At 70.4% G+C, this 18,173-nt stretch carries 18 protein-coding genes and 3 pseudogenes; 11 read left to right on the forward strand and 10 right to left on the reverse strand.

From position 1 onward, the window contains the following. Positions 1 to 2: 2 nt before the first annotated feature. The gene (locus CES90_RS17075; RefSeq protein WP_189784408.1) at positions 3 to 614 is read right to left on the reverse strand and encodes an FMN-binding protein; all 612 of its coding nucleotides are present in this window, start codon (positions 612 to 614) and stop codon (positions 3 to 5) included. A 10-nt stretch (positions 615 to 624) separates the two neighbouring features. Then, positions 625 to 1,968, reverse strand: a complete 1,344-nt coding sequence (locus CES90_RS17080) for a ferredoxin reductase family protein (protein WP_189784407.1) — start codon at positions 1,966 to 1,968, stop codon at positions 625 to 627. A 153-nt stretch (positions 1,969 to 2,121) separates the two neighbouring features. On the opposite strand from CES90_RS17080, the gene CES90_RS17085 reads away from it, so the two are divergent. Together CES90_RS17085 and CES90_RS17090 are read left to right on the forward strand one after the other, a co-directional pair. Beyond that, positions 2,122 to 2,811 carry a response regulator transcription factor gene (locus tag CES90_RS17085; protein WP_189784454.1) on the forward strand — a complete coding sequence of 230 codons (690 nt, stop codon included), beginning with the start codon at positions 2,122 to 2,124 and terminating at the stop codon, positions 2,809 to 2,811. Positions 2,812 to 2,819: 8 nt separating this feature from the next. Then, positions 2,820 to 4,280 carry a sensor histidine kinase gene (locus tag CES90_RS17090; RefSeq protein ID WP_189784455.1) on the forward strand — a complete coding sequence of 487 codons (1,461 nt, stop codon included), beginning with the start codon at positions 2,820 to 2,822 and terminating at the stop codon, positions 4,278 to 4,280. On the opposite strand, the pseudogene CES90_RS51620 reads toward CES90_RS17090, so the two are convergent. Then, a pseudogene (locus tag CES90_RS51620) lies at positions 4,270 to 4,891 on the reverse strand (IS200/IS605 family accessory protein TnpB-related protein); the annotation flags it as partial. The gene CES90_RS17090 and the pseudogene CES90_RS51620 overlap by 11 nt on opposite strands. Positions 4,892 to 5,135: 244 nt before the next feature. Here CES90_RS51620 and CES90_RS17100 point away from each other — a divergent pair. The 7 genes and pseudogenes from CES90_RS17100 (at position 5,136) to CES90_RS17130 (ending at position 9,989) form a co-directional block, all read left to right on the forward strand. Further along, positions 5,136 to 5,786 (forward strand): GntR family transcriptional regulator, encoded by a 651-nt coding sequence (locus tag CES90_RS17100; protein ID WP_189784406.1) that lies wholly within the window; start codon positions 5,136 to 5,138, stop codon positions 5,784 to 5,786. A 135-nt stretch (positions 5,787 to 5,921) separates the two neighbouring features. Continuing rightward, complete coding sequence (locus CES90_RS17105) at positions 5,922 to 6,680, forward strand: PIG-L deacetylase family protein (RefSeq protein ID WP_189784405.1); 759 nt, start codon at positions 5,922 to 5,924, stop codon at positions 6,678 to 6,680. After that, the gene (locus CES90_RS17110) at positions 6,680 to 7,390 is read left to right on the forward strand and encodes a 4-carboxy-4-hydroxy-2-oxoadipate aldolase/oxaloacetate decarboxylase (RefSeq protein WP_189784404.1); all 711 of its coding nucleotides are present in this window, start codon (positions 6,680 to 6,682) and stop codon (positions 7,388 to 7,390) included. The genes CES90_RS17105 and CES90_RS17110 overlap by 1 nt, the downstream gene beginning before the upstream one ends. 46 nt (positions 7,391 to 7,436) lie before the next feature. Then, positions 7,437 to 8,525, forward strand: coding sequence for a 4-oxalomesaconate tautomerase (locus CES90_RS17115; RefSeq protein WP_189784403.1), 1,089 nt, complete (start codon positions 7,437 to 7,439; stop codon positions 8,523 to 8,525). A gap of 10 nt (positions 8,526 to 8,535) precedes the next feature. Next, positions 8,536 to 9,180 (forward strand): annotated as a pseudogene (locus CES90_RS17120) (VOC family protein); the annotation flags it as partial. Beyond that, positions 9,180 to 9,398 (forward strand): annotated as a pseudogene (locus CES90_RS17125) (MFS transporter); the annotation flags it as partial. The pseudogenes CES90_RS17120 and CES90_RS17125, both read left to right, overlap by 1 nt. A gap of 72 nt (positions 9,399 to 9,470) precedes the next feature. Next, positions 9,471 to 9,989, forward strand: coding sequence for a MarR family winged helix-turn-helix transcriptional regulator (locus CES90_RS17130; RefSeq protein WP_189784402.1), 519 nt, complete (start codon positions 9,471 to 9,473; stop codon positions 9,987 to 9,989). A gap of 64 nt (positions 9,990 to 10,053) precedes the next feature. On the opposite strand, the gene CES90_RS17135 is transcribed toward CES90_RS17130, so the two are convergent. Then, positions 10,054 to 11,157 carry an NAD(P)/FAD-dependent oxidoreductase gene (locus tag CES90_RS17135; protein WP_189784401.1) on the reverse strand — a complete coding sequence of 368 codons (1,104 nt, stop codon included), beginning with the start codon at positions 11,155 to 11,157 and terminating at the stop codon, positions 10,054 to 10,056. A gap of 145 nt (positions 11,158 to 11,302) precedes the next feature. Here CES90_RS17135 and CES90_RS17140 point away from each other — a divergent pair, with 145 nt between their 5' ends. Next, positions 11,303 to 11,791, forward strand: a complete 489-nt coding sequence (locus tag CES90_RS17140; protein WP_189784400.1) for a phosphatase domain-containing protein — start codon at positions 11,303 to 11,305, stop codon at positions 11,789 to 11,791. A gap of 4 nt (positions 11,792 to 11,795) precedes the next feature. On the opposite strand, the gene CES90_RS17145 is transcribed toward CES90_RS17140, so the two are convergent. The 5 genes from CES90_RS17145 to egtA form a co-directional block, all read right to left on the reverse strand. Then, a complete protein-coding gene (locus CES90_RS17145; RefSeq protein WP_189784399.1) occupies positions 11,796 to 12,011 on the reverse strand; it encodes a dodecin in 216 nt (71 codons plus the stop codon). Positions 12,012 to 12,149: 138 nt separating this feature from the next. After that, a complete protein-coding gene (egtD, locus tag CES90_RS17150; protein ID WP_189784398.1) occupies positions 12,150 to 13,112 on the reverse strand; it encodes an L-histidine N(alpha)-methyltransferase in 963 nt (320 codons plus the stop codon). Further along, positions 13,109 to 13,873 carry an ergothioneine biosynthesis protein EgtC gene (gene egtC, locus CES90_RS17155; RefSeq protein WP_189784397.1) on the reverse strand — a complete coding sequence of 255 codons (765 nt, stop codon included), beginning with the start codon at positions 13,871 to 13,873 and terminating at the stop codon, positions 13,109 to 13,111. Before egtC ends, egtD begins: the two co-directional genes overlap by 4 nt. Then, the gene (egtB, locus tag CES90_RS17160) at positions 13,873 to 15,219 is read right to left on the reverse strand and encodes an ergothioneine biosynthesis protein EgtB (protein ID WP_189784396.1); all 1,347 of its coding nucleotides are present in this window, start codon (positions 15,217 to 15,219) and stop codon (positions 13,873 to 13,875) included. Before egtB ends, egtC begins: the two co-directional genes overlap by 1 nt. After that, the gene (gene egtA, locus CES90_RS17165; protein WP_189784395.1) at positions 15,216 to 16,490 is read right to left on the reverse strand and encodes an ergothioneine biosynthesis glutamate--cysteine ligase EgtA; all 1,275 of its coding nucleotides are present in this window, start codon (positions 16,488 to 16,490) and stop codon (positions 15,216 to 15,218) included. The genes egtB and egtA overlap by 4 nt, the downstream gene beginning before the upstream one ends. A 299-nt stretch (positions 16,491 to 16,789) precedes the next feature. Between egtA and CES90_RS17170 the strand changes: the two genes are divergently transcribed. Next, complete coding sequence (locus tag CES90_RS17170; RefSeq protein WP_189784394.1) at positions 16,790 to 17,623, forward strand: TIGR02452 family protein; 834 nt, start codon at positions 16,790 to 16,792, stop codon at positions 17,621 to 17,623. Here CES90_RS17170 and CES90_RS17175 read toward each other — a convergent pair. Further along, positions 17,598 to 18,044, reverse strand: a complete 447-nt coding sequence (locus CES90_RS17175; RefSeq protein ID WP_189784393.1) for a type II toxin-antitoxin system PemK/MazF family toxin — start codon at positions 18,042 to 18,044, stop codon at positions 17,598 to 17,600. The genes CES90_RS17170 and CES90_RS17175 overlap by 26 nt on opposite strands. Positions 18,045 to 18,173: the final 129 nt, after the last annotated feature.

Consider the following 18,173-nt stretch of genomic DNA (forward strand, 5'->3'; position numbering starts at 1 on the left):
GATCAGCCCTTCGCGTCGATGGCGGCCTCGGCCTGCGGGTGGTTCGGCTGCTTCAGCATCTCCACCGCGGTGATCTTGTCGCCCTCGAAGGTCACCTGGCCCTGGACGTCACCCTTGGAGGTGCCGACGGCCGAATCCGCGACGGTCTGGCTCGCGCTCTGAGCCGACTCCTCGGAAGCGGAGCCCGACGAGGAACCGGACGACGAGGAAGCCGACTTCGCGTTCTCGTCGATCGCCGCCTGGAGGGACTCCTTGTAGCCCCCACTGGTGATGGTGGCACCGGAGACGGTGTCGATGTCGGCGCTCTGCGCTTGCAGCGTCTCCTCGATCAGGACCGGCACCGCCGCCTCGGTCTGCGGATGGTTCGGCTGCTGGAGCATCGCGACAGCGGTGATCTTCTCGCCCTGGAAGGTCGCCTGGACCTGGACGGGACCCTTTTCGGTGGCGACGGTCGTGCCCGCGACCACGTTGGAGCCCGCCGCGGCCGACGCGGAGGCCGAGGGGTTCGGCGCGGCGGACTGCGTGGTGGTCGTGGCGCCGGCCGAGGGGGCGTAACGCCAGACGGGAACGAGAGCCGCGGCGCTCAGGACAAGGGCAGGTATCGCTCGTTTCACGGTGTCTTCCTCATCCCGCCAGGCTGAAGCGTTCGAAGTGGATCTGCGGCTTGGGCACGTTCAGTTCGCTCAGATTGCCCAGCACCGCCTTCATCATCGGCGGCGGCCCGCACAGGAACACGTCCCGGTCGGCGATGTCCGGCACCATCCGCAGCAGCTCGCGCGGCGCCAGCAGGTCGGGGGTGACGGGGCCGGACACCAGGTGCAGCTCGGCGCCCTTGTCGAAGGCCAGCTGCTGGAGCTCGGTGTAGAGGACCGCGTCCTGCTTGGTGGCCACGCGGTAGATGACCACGGCGTGCCCCTCGATCTCCTCCAGCAGGGCCCGGATGGGGGTCACCCCGACGCCGCCGGCGATCAGCACGGACTCCGGCCGGGTGCGGTGCATCGCGGTGAAGGCACCGTACGGGCCCTCGGCGAACACACGGGTGCCGACCTTCACATGCCGCAGCGCGGCGGAGCCGGCGCCGGCCGCCTTCGCGGTCAGCCGCAGCTGCTTGCCGTCGGGCGCCGCCGACAGCGAGAACGGGTTGGCCTGCCACCAGCGGTCCCGGGTCATGAAGCGCCACAGGAAGAACTGACCGGCCCGCGCGGGCATCCGGTCCAGGTCACGGCCGCTCATGTAGATCGAGACGACGTTGTCGGCCTCGGGGACGACGGCGGTGACCCGCAGCTGGTGACGCCAGTTGCGCCACAGCGGCAGCACGAGCCGGCCCACGAACACCGACGCGAGCGCCACGCCCCACACCGCGTACCAGTACGCCGTGGCCGTCTTGGACGAGGCGAACGTCGTACCCGCCGCGACCTGGTGTGTGAACGCCAGCACCACCGCGACGTAGGTGTACAGGTGGATGAAGTGCCAGGTCTCGTAGGCGAGCCGGCGCCGGGCGAAGCGGGCCGAGACCACGCCGATCACGATGATGATGCCGAGCGCGACGATCGCGCGCAGCACGCCCTCGATGGTCTCGGCGAGGTTGATCAGCTGGTTGACCGGGTCCATGCCCGACGACTGGGCGTACCCGAAGGCTATGAACACCCCGTGCGCCACCAGCAGCCACAGGACCGAGAAGCCGGTCCAGCGGTGCCAGGAGGTCAGCCGGTCCATGCCGATGCGCCGGTCGAACCACGGCAGCCGGGCCACCAGCACCAGCTGGAAAGCCATGAGCAGCGCGCCGAGAAGACCGGCCAGCCGGCCCAGCACGATCAGGGCGTTCGAGGCGAAGCCCGCCTGGACGAAGAAGACGGTCACCACGGCCACGTTCGCCGCCAGCACGGCGTACAGGCCGGTGCGGGCGACCACTTTGGGGCGCGCTCCCGAGCGGCTCAGCGCCGCGGGGGGGTGTTGGACAGTGGTCACGGGGACAGCTCCTGCTCTTGATCGAGTGGGGGTACGAGCTTGTCGCGCGGGAGCTGTCGTTTTACTGTCGGACAACTTTCAAGTATTTATCGATCTACTTTCGAACTTTGAACCGGCTATGGCGGGACACGATCGGTGACGCAGTATGAGCATGTGGAAAAAGTGCGACTGCTCGTGGTGGACGACGATCCGCCGATCGCGGACCTGGTGGCGACCGTCGCCCGCTACGAGGGCTGGGACGCGATCACGGCGTACTCCGGCGAGGAGGCGCTGCACCAGGCGGCCGAGTTCCAACCCGACATCGTGGTCCTCGACCTGATGCTGCCCGGTCTGGACGGTTTCGGCGTGCTCGACCAGCTGCGCCAGTCCGGCACGATGGTGCCGGTGGTGTTCCTCACCGCCCGCGACGGTGTCGCCGACCGGGTCGCCGGCCTCACCCGGGGCGGCGACGACTACCTGGTCAAGCCGTTCGCGGTGGAGGAGCTGATGGCCCGGCTGCGGACCGTGCTGCGGCGCAGCGCCGGGCCCGCCTTCCAGCGCTCGGTGCTCCAGGTCGCGGACCTCACGATGGACGAGGACACCCGCGAGGTCCGCCGCGGCGAGAAGCTGCTCACCCTCACCCCGACCGAGTACGAGGTCCTGCGCTATCTGATGCGCAAGTCGCCGACCGTCCTCACCAAGGCACAGATCCTCGACCACGTCTGGGAGTACGGCTTCGGCGGCCGCTCCAACGTCGTCGAACTGGTCGTCAGTCGGCTGCGCCGCAAGCTCGACGACAGCGGCGAACCGCTCATCCACACCGTACGAGGCTTCGGATACGTGCTGCGGCAGGCCACCGAGTGATCGCCCGAGTGATCGCCCGGATCAAGGAGACCTACCGCGCGATGCGCCTGGGCACCCGGCTGGCGCTGGGCCTGGGCGCACTCGCGCTGATCGTGTTCGCCGTCGTCGGCAGCGCGCTCACCATGTACATGCGCGACTATCTGTCGGCGCAGCTCAACGAACAGCTGAAGATCGCCCAGATCGCCCAGTCCAAGAGCATCTCGGACAACGGCACCCTGAAGGGGAAGAAGTACTACGGCTGGTACTACGCCGTGTACGACGTGTCGGACGGCAACGCCAGGCTGCGCACCCCCGAGCACGCCGACGACGTCCCCGAGGACATCGACGACTTCACCTCGCTGGCGCGGGCACAGGCCGGTCTGGACACGGAGATCGTCCGCACCGAGCACCTCAAGGGCGCGGGCCTGTACCGGTTGCGCGCCTGCGAGGCCGAACCCGGTGTGGTCCTCGTCAGCGCCGCGCCCATGGAGGCCATCGACGACACCGTGAACCAGCTGATCACGATCCAGGTCGTCACCTTCGTCCTCGCGCTCGGCGCGCTCGTCGTCTTCGGCCGGGCGATGCTGCGGCGCGGACTGAAACCGCTGAGCGACATGGCGGACACCGCCCGCGGGATCACCTCGCACGACCTGACGGACTCCGCGCGGTTGTCGGTGCGCCACGACAACCGTGACGGCGGGGTCGAGGTCGAGGAACTGCGCACCGCCTTCAACACCATGCTGGAGCACATCGACGACGCGCTCGCTGTCCGCACCGAGGCCGAACAGCGGTTGCGTCGCTTCGTCGCCGACGCCTCGCACGAACTGCGCACCCCGCTGATGTCCGTACGCGGCTACGCCGACCTCTTCCAGTACGCCGCCGCCCACAGCCCCGAGGAACGCGACAAGCACCTGGCCCGGCTGCGCGCCGAGGCCGCCCGGATGGGCGTCCTGCTGGACGACCTGCTGATGCTCGCCCGTCTGGACGCCGCCGACGTGGAGACCCCGCTGCGGCTGGAGGAGGCGGATCTGACGGAGCTGGCGCGCCAGGCCGCGGACGCCTTCCGCGCCGGCCGCCCCGACCATCCGCTGACCGTGGCGATCGGCTCCACCCCTGTACGGCTGCGTCTCGACCCCCTGCGCGTCCGCCAGGTCCTCGACAACCTCCTCACCAACGCCGCCGTGCACACCCCGCCCGGCACGAAGGTCGCCCTGGAGGTGGCCGTCGAGTCCGGCCCGGCCGAGGTACGGATCACCGACTCCGGCCCCGGCATCCCGGCGGACGACCAGGCCCGCGTCTTCGACCGCTTCTACCGTGTCGACAAGGCCCGCAGCCGCAGCCGCAGCCGCGACCGCGGCGGCAGCGGCCTGGGCCTCGCCGTCGCCCGTTCCCTGATCAGCGCCCACGGCGGCACCATCGACCTGACCAGCGAGCCCGGCACGACGACGTTCACGGTACGACTGCCGCTCGGAACCGTTCCTAAAGGCTGAGCGGGAGTGAGTTCTGTTTCCCAGAACTCATGCTCAGCCGAACGTCCCGAACGGTGTCGGGCGTTCTGGTCTCCCGCTTTCGGTCCGCATCCGGCGCGCACGGATCGTGTCCGTGGTCCGGGAATGCGGGGGCGGGTTCCCTCACTCCCCGGGGCCACCGAGTCGGCCTGAACGGTCCGATGCCCCTGCTCATCACTCCGGTGAGCAGGGGGCGGTGCCGTCCGTCGCCGGATCGGGTGCCCCAGGGCGCGCCTTCCGATCGCCACCGCTGCCGCATGGTGGCGGGTGGTCTTGCTGTTCTTGCCGGTGAGGGGCTTGTGCCAGTGCTGGGCGCCCCAGCGGGAGGTGCAGGCGGGGTCGACGGCGATGACAGGGATGCCGAGTTCGGCCGCCATGCTGAGGAGTCTGGCCCGCAGCCTGGAGGTGGGCAGGCCGGAGACCAGGTTGCGGAACCGCTTCCTGCGGCCGTGCTTCTCCCGGGTCTTCTCCGCCCGGAAGTCGAGGTCCTCGACCGCGATGGCGAGGTGGTGGCGCTGGGCCCAGTGCAGCAGGCGGATCAGGGCGTGGCGGAGTTGGGCGTCGCGGTGTTGGGCGGTGCCGGTGAGGTCGTAGGGGAGCGTCAACCCCGTCCTGGCCGCCCTCGTCGGCTGGATCATGCTCGGCGAGGGGCTGGGCTGGGTCGAGTGGGTTGCCATCGGTGCGGTGGTCGCGGCGAACGCGCTGAGCCTCGGCGTGGCCCGGCGCTGATCCGGCCGACCCGACGGCAAAACCGCACCCCCTCTGTGAGAACAAAATTGTTGACAATCTTGTTGGCCTACTTTTATGTTCGACAGGCACTCACTCAGGGAGGGCGCGATGCAGGAGGAAGCCCGTCCGGGCACCGGAGAGCAGGCCAAACAGCTCGCGCTGGCGAAGCTGAGGCAGGCGATTCTGCGCGGCGAGATGGCACCGGCACAGAGGCTGGTGGAGAACGAGCTCGCCGAGCAGTTCGGTGTGACACGGGCCAGCATCCGCGCGGCACTGATCGATCTGGAGGCCGAGGGACTCGTCGAGCGGATCCGCAACCGGGGCTCGCGGGTGCGGGTGGTGACCGTGGAGGAAGCGGTCGCCATCAGCGAGTGCCGCATGGTCCTGGAAGGGCTGTGCGCGGCGAAGGCGGCGGTCGAGGCGACCGACGACCAACTCGCCGAACTGGCCGACATCGGCACGGCGATGACCAAGGCCGTCGCCGACGGCGAGCCGGTGACGTACTCCGAGCTCAACCAGCGACTTCACGCCCGGATCCGGGAGTTCTCCGGTCAGCAGGCGGCGGTGGAGCTGCTGGAGCGGCTCAACGCCCAGCTGGTGCGCCACCGTTTCCAGCTCGCGCTGCGGCCGGGACGGCCCCAGCACTCCCTGAGTGAGCACCTGGCCATGATCGAGACGATCAGCGCCAGGGACCCGCAGGCGGCCGAAGCGGCCGTCCGCGCCCACCTCATGAGCGTGATCGAGGCGTTGCGCGAGTAACGCGAGTAACGCGAGTAACGCGCGCAACGCGCACAACGCGCACAACGCGAGCGGCGCCTCGACCGAGTGTGCTCCAGGGGTGGGGCAACAGGCCTGTCCGGCCTGTCAGGTCCGTCCTCCGAGGAGATGCAGCAGATGACCGACGGCACGGCGCCCGCCACCGCCACCCCACCACGATCGACCCTTGTCATCACCGCGCACGCGGGAGATTTTGTATGGAGGGCCGGCGGCGCCATAGCCCTGGCGGCCTCCCGCGGCGAGAAGGTCACCATCGCGTGCCTGACCTTCGGCGAGCGCGGCGAGTCCGCCAAGGCCTGGCGCGAGGGCAGGAAGCTCGACGAGATCAAGGCGATCCGCCGGGAGGAGGCCGAGAAGGCCGCCGCCACCCTCGGCGCCGGGATCGTCTTCTTCGACGCCGGTGACTACCCGCTGATCGGCAGCCCCGAGCTCACCGACCGGCTGGTCGCCGTCTACCGCGCGGCCCAGCCGGATGTCGTCCTCACCCACCCGCTTCAGGACCCGTACAACGGCGACCACCCGGCCGCCGCCCGTATGGCCCTGGACGCGCGCGTGCTCGCCCAGGCCATCGGATACCCGTCCGAGGGCGAGATCATCGGAGCCCCGCCCGTGTTCTTCTTCGAACCGCACCAGCCCGAGATGTGCGGCTTCAAGCCCGAGGTCCTCCTCGACATCACCGAGGTCTGGGAGACCAAGCGCAAGGCCATGGAGTGCCTCGGCGCCCAGCAGCACCTGTGGGACTACTACACCGACCTCGCCGTCCGCCGCGGCGTCCAGCTCAAGCGCAACGCGGGCCCCAACCTGGGCCTCGCCCACAAGACCATGGCCGAGGCGTACATGCGCCCCTACCCGCAGGTCACGGAGGTGCTGGACTGATGGGCGGCGTGATCGTCACCAACCCGCCGAAGGCGGACGCGAAGGACGTCGAGGCGATCGCCCGGTACGGTGTCGCCACCGTCCACGAGGCGATGGGCCGCACCGGACTGCTCGGCACCCACCTCCGCCCCATCCAGCAGGGCACCCGGGTCGCGGGCACCGCCGTCACCGTGCTTTCCTGGCCCGGCGACAACCTCATGATCCACGCCGCCGTCGAGCAGTGCGGCGAGGGCGACATCCTCGTCGTCACCACCACCTCGCCCTCCACCGACGGCATGTTCGGCGAACTGTTCGCCACCGCCCTCAGCCGGCGCGGCGTACGCGGCCTGGTCATCGACGCGGGCATCCGCGACACCGAGGAACTGCGCGCGATGGACTTCCCCGCCTGGTCCGCCGCCGTCAGCGCCCAGGGCACGGTCAAGGCCACCGGCGGCTCCGTCAACGTCTCCGTCGCCATCGGCGGCCAGATCGTCCGCCCGGGAGACGTGATCCTCGCCGACGACGACGGCGTGGTCGTCGTCCCCCGCGAGCGGGCCCGCCGGGCGGCCGAGGCCGCCGAGGCCCGCGAGCAGAAGGAGGCCGCCTCCCGCGCAGCCTTCCTCGACGGCCAACTCGGCCTGGACCGCTACGGGTTGCGCGAGACCCTCGTACATCTCGGGGTGACCTACAAGTCCTTCGAGGAGTACGTCCGCGAGGAGGCGGAGTCGTGAAGCCGTACGAGGTGTACGAGGTGTACGTCGGTGCGGAGGCCGGGTCGTGAGCGGATGGCCCGAAGGGGTCCGCTGCACGCTGATGCGGGGCGGCACCTCCAAGGGCGCCTACTTCCTCGCCGGGGACCTGCCCGCCGATCCCGCCGCCCGCGACGAGCTGCTGCTGCGTGTCATGGGCAGCCCCGATCCTCGCCAGATCGACGGCCTGGGCGGCGCCCACCCCCTGACCAGCAAGGTCGCCGTGGTGTCCGCCTCGGCCGACCCCGTGGCCGACGTGAACTACCTGTTCCTCCAAGTCGGCGTCGACAAGCCACAGGTGAGCGACCGTCAGAACTGCGGCAACCTCCTTGCCGGAGTCGGCCCGTTCGCCGTCGAGCGCGGACTGGTGGCCGTCGGCGACCCGGAGACGTCCGTACGCATCCGCATGCTGAACACCGGCGACCTCGCCGTGGCGACCTTCCCCACCCCCGACGGCCGGATCGCGGTCACCGGGGACACCGAGATCTCCGGTGTGCCGGGGGCAGGCGCGCCGGTGGTGATCGAGTTCCCGCCGAGCGGCAGTCCGCTGCTGCCCACCGGGAACGCCCGGGACGTCGTCGCGGGCACGGAGGTCACCTGCGTCGACAACGGCATGCCGACCGTGCTGATCCCCGCCGCCGCACTCGAGGTCACCGGCTACGAAACCCCCGAGGAACTGGAAGCGGATCCGGTCCTCACCGACCGGCTGCGCGAGATCAGGCCGGCGGCGGGCAAACTCATGGGCCTCGGCGACGTGGCCCGCACCACCGTGCCCAAACTCAGCCTGCTCGCCCCGCCCCGGTACGGCGGCGCCATCACCACCCGCACCTTCATCCCCGTCCGCTGCCACACCTCCATCGGCGTGCTCGGCGCCGCGAGTGTGGCCGCCGGGCTGCGCGTCGAGGGCGGTGTGGGCGAAGGCATCGCCCGACTTCCGTCCACGGGTGACCGGTTGCGTATCGAGCACCCCACCGGCTTCCTCGACATCGAGACCCGGGTGACGTACGAGCCCGACGGCAGCCCCACGGTGAGCCGCACCGCCGTCGTACGCACCGCCCGCAAGATCTTCGACGGCACGGTCTTCCCCCGGTCCGCCGATGTCGCCTCTCGCCCCTGAGGACCCGCTGATGGCCCCACCGCTCGGCGACATCGCCCACCTCGGCCATGTCGAACTGCTCACCCCCGACCTCGACCGCAGCCTGTGGTTCTTCACCGCGATCCTGGGACTGACCGAGAACGGCCGCTCCGGCGGCTCTGTCCATCTGCGGACCTCGGACGACTACGAGCACCACAGCCTCACCCTGACCGCCCACTCCACGTCCGGCATCCGCCGCACCGCCCTGCGCACCTCCTCCGAGGAGGCCCTCCAGCGCCGGGTCGAGGAGCTGGAGAACACCGGCCGCGCGGGCCGCTGGGTCGAGGACGAACCCGGCATCGGTCCGCTGTACGTCACCACCGACCCCGACGGCCACGAGGTCGCCCTGTACTGGCGCAGCGAGTGGTACGAGGCGCCGGACGACCTCAAGCCGGGGTTGAAGAACCAGTCCCAGGCCAAGCCCGGCCACGGTGTCGGCGTACGCCGCCTCGATCACGTCAACTTCCTCGCCTCCGACGTCGCGGCGAACGCCGCCTTCACCCGCGAGGTCCTCGGCGCCCGCGCCACCGAGCAGATCGTCCTCGACACCGGGAAGGTCGCCGCCCAGTGGCTGACCTTCACCAACAAGTCGTACGACGTCGTCTACACCGAGGACTGGACCGGCTCCCAGGGGCGCCCACCCTGATGCGCAGCGAGGGCTACGAGTTGGGCTCCGACATCGTCGGCATGCTCATCGTCGGCCGCGCCGCCGACCGCTTCGGCGCCCCGCGCATCTCGGCGATCTGGTTCGCGCTGACCGCCGCCGGGCACGCGACGGTCCCGATCCGCTCCCACCCCGAGAACCGGGCCACCGCCGTCGGCTGGACCTCCGGCATGGGCCGCTTCGGCGCCGTGGGGTGAAGAGCTCTCAGACGGGCCAACGGGGGAATTTACTTGAGTTAGGCAACAAGATGGTAAAGTGAGCCCATGTCCCCATCACCGCTCCCGTCCGACCCCCCCACTCCTGAAGTGATCGAGATCGAGCGAGCCCTCACTCGTATCACCTACCTCAGCACCCGGGCCCGGGCCCATGAGCGCCTGATGGCCCTGGCCGGTGTGCCGCTGGACCGTGCCGCCGTGGCCCTGCTGCGGCAGATCGCCGACTCCGAGCCACTGCGCCCGGGGGAGCTGGCCAACCGCCTGGGCGTCGAGGCCTCGCACGTCACCCGCCAGGTCCAGCAGCTGCAGAAATCCGGGTACGTCAGCCGCGTACCCGACCCGGACGACCGCCGCGCCCAGCGCATCGAGCTGACTCCGGTCGGCCGTGAGGCCATCGACCGCATCCGTGAGGCCGGTGTCCGCGGTATGCAGATGGTTCTGGCCGACTGGTCGCCCGAGGATCTCCAGCAGCTCGCCGGCCTCTTCCACCGCATGGTCGACGACTTCCTGGCCCACGCCAACGACCTCGTCGAACACGAGACCGCGGACCCGGCACACACCGGCTGACCCTCCACGACGGCACGCGCGAGCAGCCCCGGCCCGCCGTCGCAGACTGGGCAGGGGCGTGGACTCAGGCCGTGTAGCCGAGCTGCTTGCGCATGTACGGCGTCATCAGGGTCTTCGCCTTGGCGAGGGTGGCGGTACGGCCGCCGAGCACGGCGGTCTCGCCGCCCGGCACGGGGATCAGGGCGAGCCCGTCGGCCGCCCCGAACGGCACGATCAGCGGGGTGCGCTGGATCGGCCGGTAGAAGCGCGGGTCCTTGCGGTGCCTGCCCGAACTCCCCAGGTAGGCACGGATGTTGTGGGCGGCGATGTCCGCCTGGGCGATCGCGACGGGGGAGATCTTCAACTCGGTGACGTCGTTCACGTCACCGACCGCGAACACGTCCAGCCGCCCGTCGACCCGCAGCATCCGGTCGACCTTGATCTGCCCCGAACCGTTCAGCCAGGCGCCGTGCCCGGCCAGCCGCAGCCAGAGCGTGTTGGGGGTGGTGCCGGTGGCCCAGAAGGAGAGGTCTGCCTCGATGATGTTGCCGCGGCCGTCCCGGTAGGTGTCGAAGTCGGCCCCGGGGGAGATGAACGAGTCGAGGCGCACCTCCACGTCATGCGACTCCAGCCAGGTCAGGGCCCGCCGACCGGCCCATTTGCTGCCGGTGGAGCTGAGCAGCGCCGACCCGGCGTGCGCGAGCGTGATCCGTGCCTCGGGTCGCGCCAGCCGGATCTCGGCGGCGAGTTCCACACCGCCCGGCCCACCACCGACGATCAGCACATGCTCGGCGGCGGCGATCTTCTCCTGGTGCGCGGTGAACGTCTTGGCCGCCTCGTCGATGGTCGTGCCCAGGAAACGCGCGGGTTCCGGATAGTCGGCACCCGTGGCGATCACCACCACGTCGTACGGCAGCCGCTCACCCGTGGCCAGTCGTACCTGCCGCTCGCCGGTGTCGATGTCGATCGCCTTGCCCACCACCACCCGGCCGTTGCGCAGTAGCCGGTCGTAGGGGATGAAGGGCGTGGTCGTCCAGTCCTCGTGTACGCCGGCGCGCAGCGCGGCAATGCGGTGGAAGAAGACCTCCTTGCGGTCCACGAGGGTGACCCGTGCGACCCCGTCCAACTGTCTGGCTAAGCGGATGCCCCCGTATCCGCCGCCGATCACGATTACTTCGCCGTCAAGCACATCAATTCTCCTGTGCAGGGTGGGGGGAGAGATGATGAGCCTATCCCTTGAAACTTAAAGCGGCGGGCGAAGTCTGTGCTTGTTGTGTGAAGCGACGACGGGGATCACAGAACTGTCACGTGTCACGGGGCCCTAGGCTGGCCCCGTGACCGCCGACAACCGCCCCCTCGCCGTATTCGACCTGGACAACACCCTCGCCGACACCGCGCACCGACAGCGGTACCTGGAGCGCAAGCCGCGCGACTGGGACGCCTTCTTCGCGGCCGCCCCCCAGGACCCGCCGCTTGCCGAGGGCATCGCCCTCGCGTTGGAGAGCGCCGAGGAGTGCGAGGTCATGTATCTCACCGGCCGCCCCGAACGCTGCCGCCGCGACACCGTGGATTGGCTGACCACCCACGGCCTCCCCGAGGGCCGGATCTGGATGCGCCGCGACAACGACCGCCGCCCCGCCCGCCGTACCAAACTGGAGATCCTCCGCCGCCTCGCCCGCACCCGCGAGATCCGTGTCCTCGTGGACGACGACGAGTTGGTGTGCGAGGACGCGCGACAGGCGGGCTTCACGGTCGTACGGGCACGATGGGCCGCGACGTCCGCCGCGCTGAAGGTGGCACAGGAACGGGAGGGCCGCACCTGAGCACTCAGCCCGCGTCCTCCAGCCGGAACCCAACCTTCAGCCCGACCTGATAGTGCGCGATCTCCCCGTTCTCGATATGCCCCCGCACCTGCGTCACCTCGAACCAGTCAAGGTTCCGCAGCGTCTGGGCGGCGCGATCGATGCCGTTGCGGATGGCATGGTCGACGCTCTCACCCGAACTCCCGACGATCTCGGTAACCCGATAAACATGGTCGGACATACGTCTGCTCCTTTCAGCCACACACTCCTCCACGGTGCCCCAGCCCACAGAACTCCGCGAGACGTAGCGCCCCTTTAGGGGCGCGGGGCTGTGATGTGGGGGCGGCGGGGGCGGGAAAACCCCCGGCCGCCCCGCAGGTCACCGCGCCACGCTCAACGACAGCGCGAACCTCCCCTCCCGATCCGTCCACCACCGAGTCAACTCCAGCCCGGCCACAGCCAGCTCGCCCCGCACCCCCTCCCTCCGGAACTTCGCCGACACCTCCGTCCGCAACTCCTCCCCCTCCCCGAAGTCCACGGCCAGATCAAGCGCCGGAATCTTCACACTCTGGGCCACCCGCGACCGCAACCGCATCTCGATCCACTCCCGCTCGGCATCCCACAGAGCGACATGATCGAACGCGCCGGGATCGAAATCCGCCCCCAGCTCCCGATTGACGACAGCCAGCACGTTCTTGTTGAACGCCGCCGTCACCCCGGCCGAGTCGTCGTACGCGGCAACCAGCACTCCTGCGTCCTTGACCAGATCCGTGCCGAGCAACAACGCGTCACCGGGCGCCAGCAGACCACGTACGGACCCCAGGAACGCCGCCCGCTCCACCGGCACCAGATTGCCGATCGTGCCGCCAAGGAACGCCACCAGCCGCGGCCCGGGCGTCTCCGGCAGCCGGATCCCGGCGGTGAAGTCGTCGATCAGGGCATGCACACGCAGCCCCGGCCGCTCGGCGACCAGCGCCTCACCCGCCAGCCGCAGCGCACTCTCACTCACGTCGACGGGCACGTACGTATGCAGTCCGGGCATCGCGTCCAGCAGATGCCGGGTCTTGTCGGAGGACCCGGACCCCAGCTCGACCAGGGTCCGCGCCCCGCTCGCCGAGGCGATCTCACCGGCCCGGTCGATGAGGATCTCGCGCTCGGCACGGGTCGGGTAGTACTCGGGCAACTCGGTGATCTTCTCGAACAGTTCACTGCCGACGGCGTCGTAGAACCACTTCGGCGGCAGCGCCTTGGGCGTGCGGGTCAGCCCCTCCAGGACATCGGCGCGCAGGGCCGCGTCCGTGGCGTCCTCGGGCAGGGTGCGGGTGAGAAGGAACGGACTCACGCGGGGGTACCCTCCAACTCCTTGAGCGGGGTGAGGAGAACGTCTGTACGGCTGGCCGCGAGCAGCGTGCGGTCCGGCACCTCGACCCAGTGCGGGTCGTCGTCGTACGGCTCGGACGCCACGACGGTGCTCCGGCCGGGCTCGGCGAGGTACCAGAGGGTGTCGCCCCAGGCCGTCGCGGTGATGGTGTCACCGTTGGTGAGCAGCAGATTGAGCCGGGAGCCGGGGGCCGCCCGGGCGACCTCGAGGACCGTGTCGGCCAGCGCCTGGCCCTCCTCGTCGCCGGCCCGCAGCCGGTTCAGGACCAGGGCCCACACGAGCGCGGAGTCGTTGCGGGCCTCCATCGACAACACCTCGACGGCCGGCAACTCGGCGGCGAGCCCCGCCAGCGACCGCGGCCACCCGGTGACGGCCCCGTTGTGGCTGAACAGCCACGGCCCGGCGGTGAACGGCGCCGCCGCGGCCTCGTTGTCCGCACCCGGCACGGTGGCGTCCCGTACGGCGGCCAGCAGCGCCCCGGTGCGCACGACCCGGGCGAGGTCCGCGAAGGACTGGTCGCCCCAGATGGGCCCGGCCCGCCGGTACCGCCCCGGTACCGGGTCGCCCTCGGCGTACCAACCGACCCCGAAACCATCGGCGTTGACGGTCCCGTACCGCTGCCGCCGGGGCGCCCACGACTGCCGGAACAGACTGTGCGGCGGATCCACGAGGACCTTCCCCAGCGGCGACGGTGAGCCCAGGAACGCGATATGACGGCACATCAGACAGCCTCCGGAGACGCGTCCCGCGCGGTGCGGAACCCGCTGAAGATCTGCCGCCGGATCGGATAGTCCCAGTTGCGGAACGTCCCCCGGCAGGCCACCGGGTCCACGGCGAACGACCCGCCGCGCAGCACCTTGTACTCGGGGCCGAAGAACACCTCCGAGTACTCCTTGTACGGGAACGCCGTGAACCCCGGGTAGGGCAGGAAGTCGCTGGACGTCCACTCCCACACATCACCGATCAACTGCCGTACTCCCAGCGGAGATTCCCCCGCCGGATAGCTGCCGGCCGGGGCCGGCCGGAGGTGACGCTGGCCGAGGTTGGCGTGTTCGGGCGTCGGGTCGGCGTCGCCCCACGGGTAGCGCGTCGAGCGGCCGGTGACCGGGTCGTGCCGGGCCGCCTTCTCCCACTCGGCTTCCGTGGGCAGCCGGCGCCCCGCCCAGCGGGCGTACGCGTCGGCCTCGTACCAGCACACGTGCAGTACCGGCTCGTCGGGCGGGACGACCTCGGTGACGCCGAAGCGCCGTCGCAGCCACTGCCGGCCGTCCCGGCGCCAGAACAGGGGCGCGGCGATTCCGTGCGCACGGATGTGCTCCCAGCCCTCGGCCGTCCACCAGCGCGCGTCCTCGTAGCCGCCGTCCTCGATGAACGCCTGGTACGCGGCGTTCGTCACCGGCGTGGTGTCGATGTGGAACGGCGGGACGACGCGCCGGTGCGCCGGCCGCTCGTTGTCCAGCGCCCATGGCTCGGCCGAGGTGCCCATCATGAACTCCCCACCGGGCACGAGGACTTCGGCCGGGCCGGTGAACAGCGGCATCGGCGCGGGGTCCGGCGCCGTGAGCACGGCGGGGCCCTTGCGGAGCTGATGGGTGATCAACATCGTTTCGTCGTGCTGCTGTTCATGCTGGGCGATCATGCCGAAGGCGAAGCCCGCGTCGGTGAGCCGGCTGCCGTGGAAGGCGGTGCTCTCCAGCACGTCCAGCGCCCGGCCACGCACCTCGGCGAGGTACCGGCGCGCCTCCCCGGGCGGCAGCAGCGGCAGCGAGGGGCGTTCGGCGCGCGGGTGCTCGAAGGCGTCGTACAGCCCGTCGATCTCGGGCCGCATCGCCTCACGCCCCGCGACGTTCCGCAGCAGCCACAGCTCCTCCTGGTTGCCGATGTGGGCGAGGTCCCACACCAGCGGGGACATCAGTGGCGAGTGCTGTGCGGTCAGGTCGGGCTCGTCGACGACGGAGGTGAGGAGCGCGGTGCGGGAACGGGCCGTCGTGAGCGCCGCCAGCGCGCGCTCCCGGAGTATGTCGGGGTCGGCGTCGTTCGTCGGTGCCGGGGTCTCGGGTGCTGTCATGCGGGGATGTCCTTCCCGTGGAACAGGTCGAGCAGCTCGTCGGCGGGACAACGGCCCCGGGCCACATAGCGGTCGGTGAACTCGGCGACGGCGTCCTGGACTTCGGTGCTCGCGCCGAGCCGGGGCAGTGCCTCGGCGGCCGCGGCGAAGCACACGGCCGCCGCGTCCCGCAGCTCGGGGTCGGCCAGTCCCGAACGGGCGGCCGCGACCCACAGGGGATTACGCGGCGGCGGCAGCGAACCGGCCCGCTCCGCAAGGGGTTTGACCGCCCGATAGGCGACCTCGGCGGCCTCCGCGTCGTCGAACAGCGCCGCCGTCACGGCGAGCGGCACGATCCACCCGTCCGCACCCGGCTGAGCGTCGATCATGCGGAATTCGAGGTGACCGCGCGGCCGGATCGGCGGGAACAGGGTCGTCAGGTGATAGTCGAGGTCCTCGCGGCTCGGCGGCGCGTCGGACCTGGTCCACTCCCGGAACGTCATCCCGCCCGGAACGACCCAGGGCCCCTCCGCCGCCCGAACGCACATCACCGGCGCGTCCAGCACCAGCCGCGCCCAGGCCCCGTGGGGGTCACCGTCCAGCACCGGGGCGTTCGTACGCCCCGGGTCCATCGCCGCCCACAGCGCCTGCCGTGTGGAACGCCAGCCGGTGGTCCGGCCATGCGCCAGCGGTGAGGACGCGAACGCGGCCACCAGCACCGCGCCGAGCTGGTGCGCCAGCCACCAGCGCCGTTCGAGGCCGAGAGGCCCCGGCTCCTCGTACCCGGCGTCGAGACACACCTGGACGGAGGCCGAGGAACACATCATGGCCCGCCCCTCGGGCCCGAAGCGGTCGAGGTAGACCTCCATCGCGTCGTACCGGGGCTCACGCAGATACCGGGTCGGAGGGTTCCAGGGTTCGTGGCCGAAGCCGCTGATGGCGAGCTCCGACTCGCGCAGCGTCGCTCGTACGACGTCCAGATCGGCCGAGACGGACCTCACGCACTCCATCAGGGAGGCGGCGGGAGCCGAGCTGAGCTCCAGCTGACCACCGGGTTCGACGGTCAGAGCCGAGGTCAGGGGCAGGGTCCGCAGTGCGGCGTAGGCCGCTTCCAGTCGTACGGGTGGTGCCGGGAGCCGCGGATCGCGCAGCTCGTGGACGTGCCATTCCAGTTCGACACCGAGGGTGCGCGGTGGGCCGGTCTTGAAGCAGATGCCCCGCACCAGGGCCTCCACCTCGGCTTCGGTGACGCCGGAGCGGTGCTCCGTACAGCCACTCACGGAATCTGGCATGTTCAGAATCCTCCTGAGATTCCACCGTGCCGCCGGCCGGATGGGTGGGGGCCGGATCGACAGTGCTCATCCAACCCAAGACCCTCACGAGGCTTCGCACAAGGGTGCACATCGCCGCAATGCGGATCGTCGATCTCTGTTTTCGGGAGCTTCAGGCACCTCTTCCCGGCCCTGTCCAGGGCCGTTCACGTCGGAAATACTCCGTTGCGGCCACTCACCAGCATCACCCACGATGCGTCCATGAGCACGACGGGGGAGCGCACACGTACGGCGCTCGTGGCGCACACGGGGGTGGCGCCATGAGCGCCCGCCTGCGCGGAATCGCACGGGAGACCGAGGAAATCATCGCCGCGGGCCACTACCGCACGCCCGACGGCCGCGAGGTGTCCATAGCGGCCGAGGTCGAGGCGGCGAGGACCGGCACGCGGCTGCACGGACCGGATCCGGTGGACATCCCGAACGCCGTCCCCGTGGATACGCTCATCGAGGTCACCGGCGAGAGCAGCCTGGAAGCCGCCCACCGCCTCACCCGCCAGGACGTCGCCCCGGTCGCCGTCCTGAACTTCTCCTCGGCCCGCAACCCCGGCGGCGGCTACCTGAACGGCGCCCAGGCCCAGGAAGAGGCCCTCTGCCGCGCCTCCGCCCTGTACACGTGCGTCCGCGAGGCCCGCGACTTCTACGACCACCACCGCGCCCACCGCGACCCGTTCTACACGGACCGCGTCATCCACTCACCCGCCGTACCCGTTTTCCGGGACGACCGCGGCCACCTCCTGAACGACCCCTACCAGGCCGGCTTCCTGACCTCGGCCGCCCCGAACGCGTCGGTCGTCCTGCGTACGGCGCCGGAACGAGCGCCGGAGCTCCCACGAGCGCTGGCCACGCGCGCGGAGCGCGTCCTGGAGACAGCGGCGGCCTACGGCTACCGCCGGCTGGTCCTGGGCGCCTGGGGCTGCGGGGTCTTCGGCAACGACCCGAGCCATGTGGCGGGCGCCTTCCGGGAGTTGCTGGTCGAGGGCCGCTTCGACGGGTACTTCGTGCATGTGGTGTTCGGGGTACTGGACCGGACGAAGGGAGCGGTGGTCAGGAGCGCCTTCGAACGAGAGTTCAACGCCAGCCGTACCGCTCCCTGAGCCGATGCACCACGGAGTTGAACCTCATCCGGTCCAACGCACAAGCCTCGCGCCGCATCCCCGCCTCATGCAGCCGCAGAACCCGATCCACATCCACCCAGGAATCCCGCCCGGACCGATCCCACGGCCCACTCCCGATCGGCACCCACTCCCGATCCCCGTCATGCCGCTTGCTCGACAACTGAACCGCGAGCAACGTCCCCCCGGCCTCCCGAGCCACAACGAGCACAGGCCGATCCTTCCCCCGCCCGTCGTTCTCCTCGAACGGCACCCAGGTCCACACGATCTCCCCAGGGTCGGGGTCGCCGTCGTGTGAGGGCGAGTACTCGGTACGCACCCGCCCCACGCTGCGAGGATCGGCTTCGGTGGTGGCAAAGGGCCCATAGCGCCCAGGAACATGCTGATCGGCAAAGGCAGTCACGCAGCAACGCTATCCCGCGCCCCGAAAGGGGCGCGGGTCTGTGTCGATTTGCGGCCCCGCCGCGTGGGCGCGATCAACCACAAACAACCCGCGGCAGACCACGAGGAGTCGGAGTTGCGGCGCCCTCAA

It is taken from the genome of Streptomyces capitiformicae, from assembly GCF_002214185.1.
GTDB classification, from domain to species: Bacteria; Actinomycetota; Actinomycetes; order Streptomycetales; family Streptomycetaceae; genus Streptomyces; species Streptomyces capitiformicae.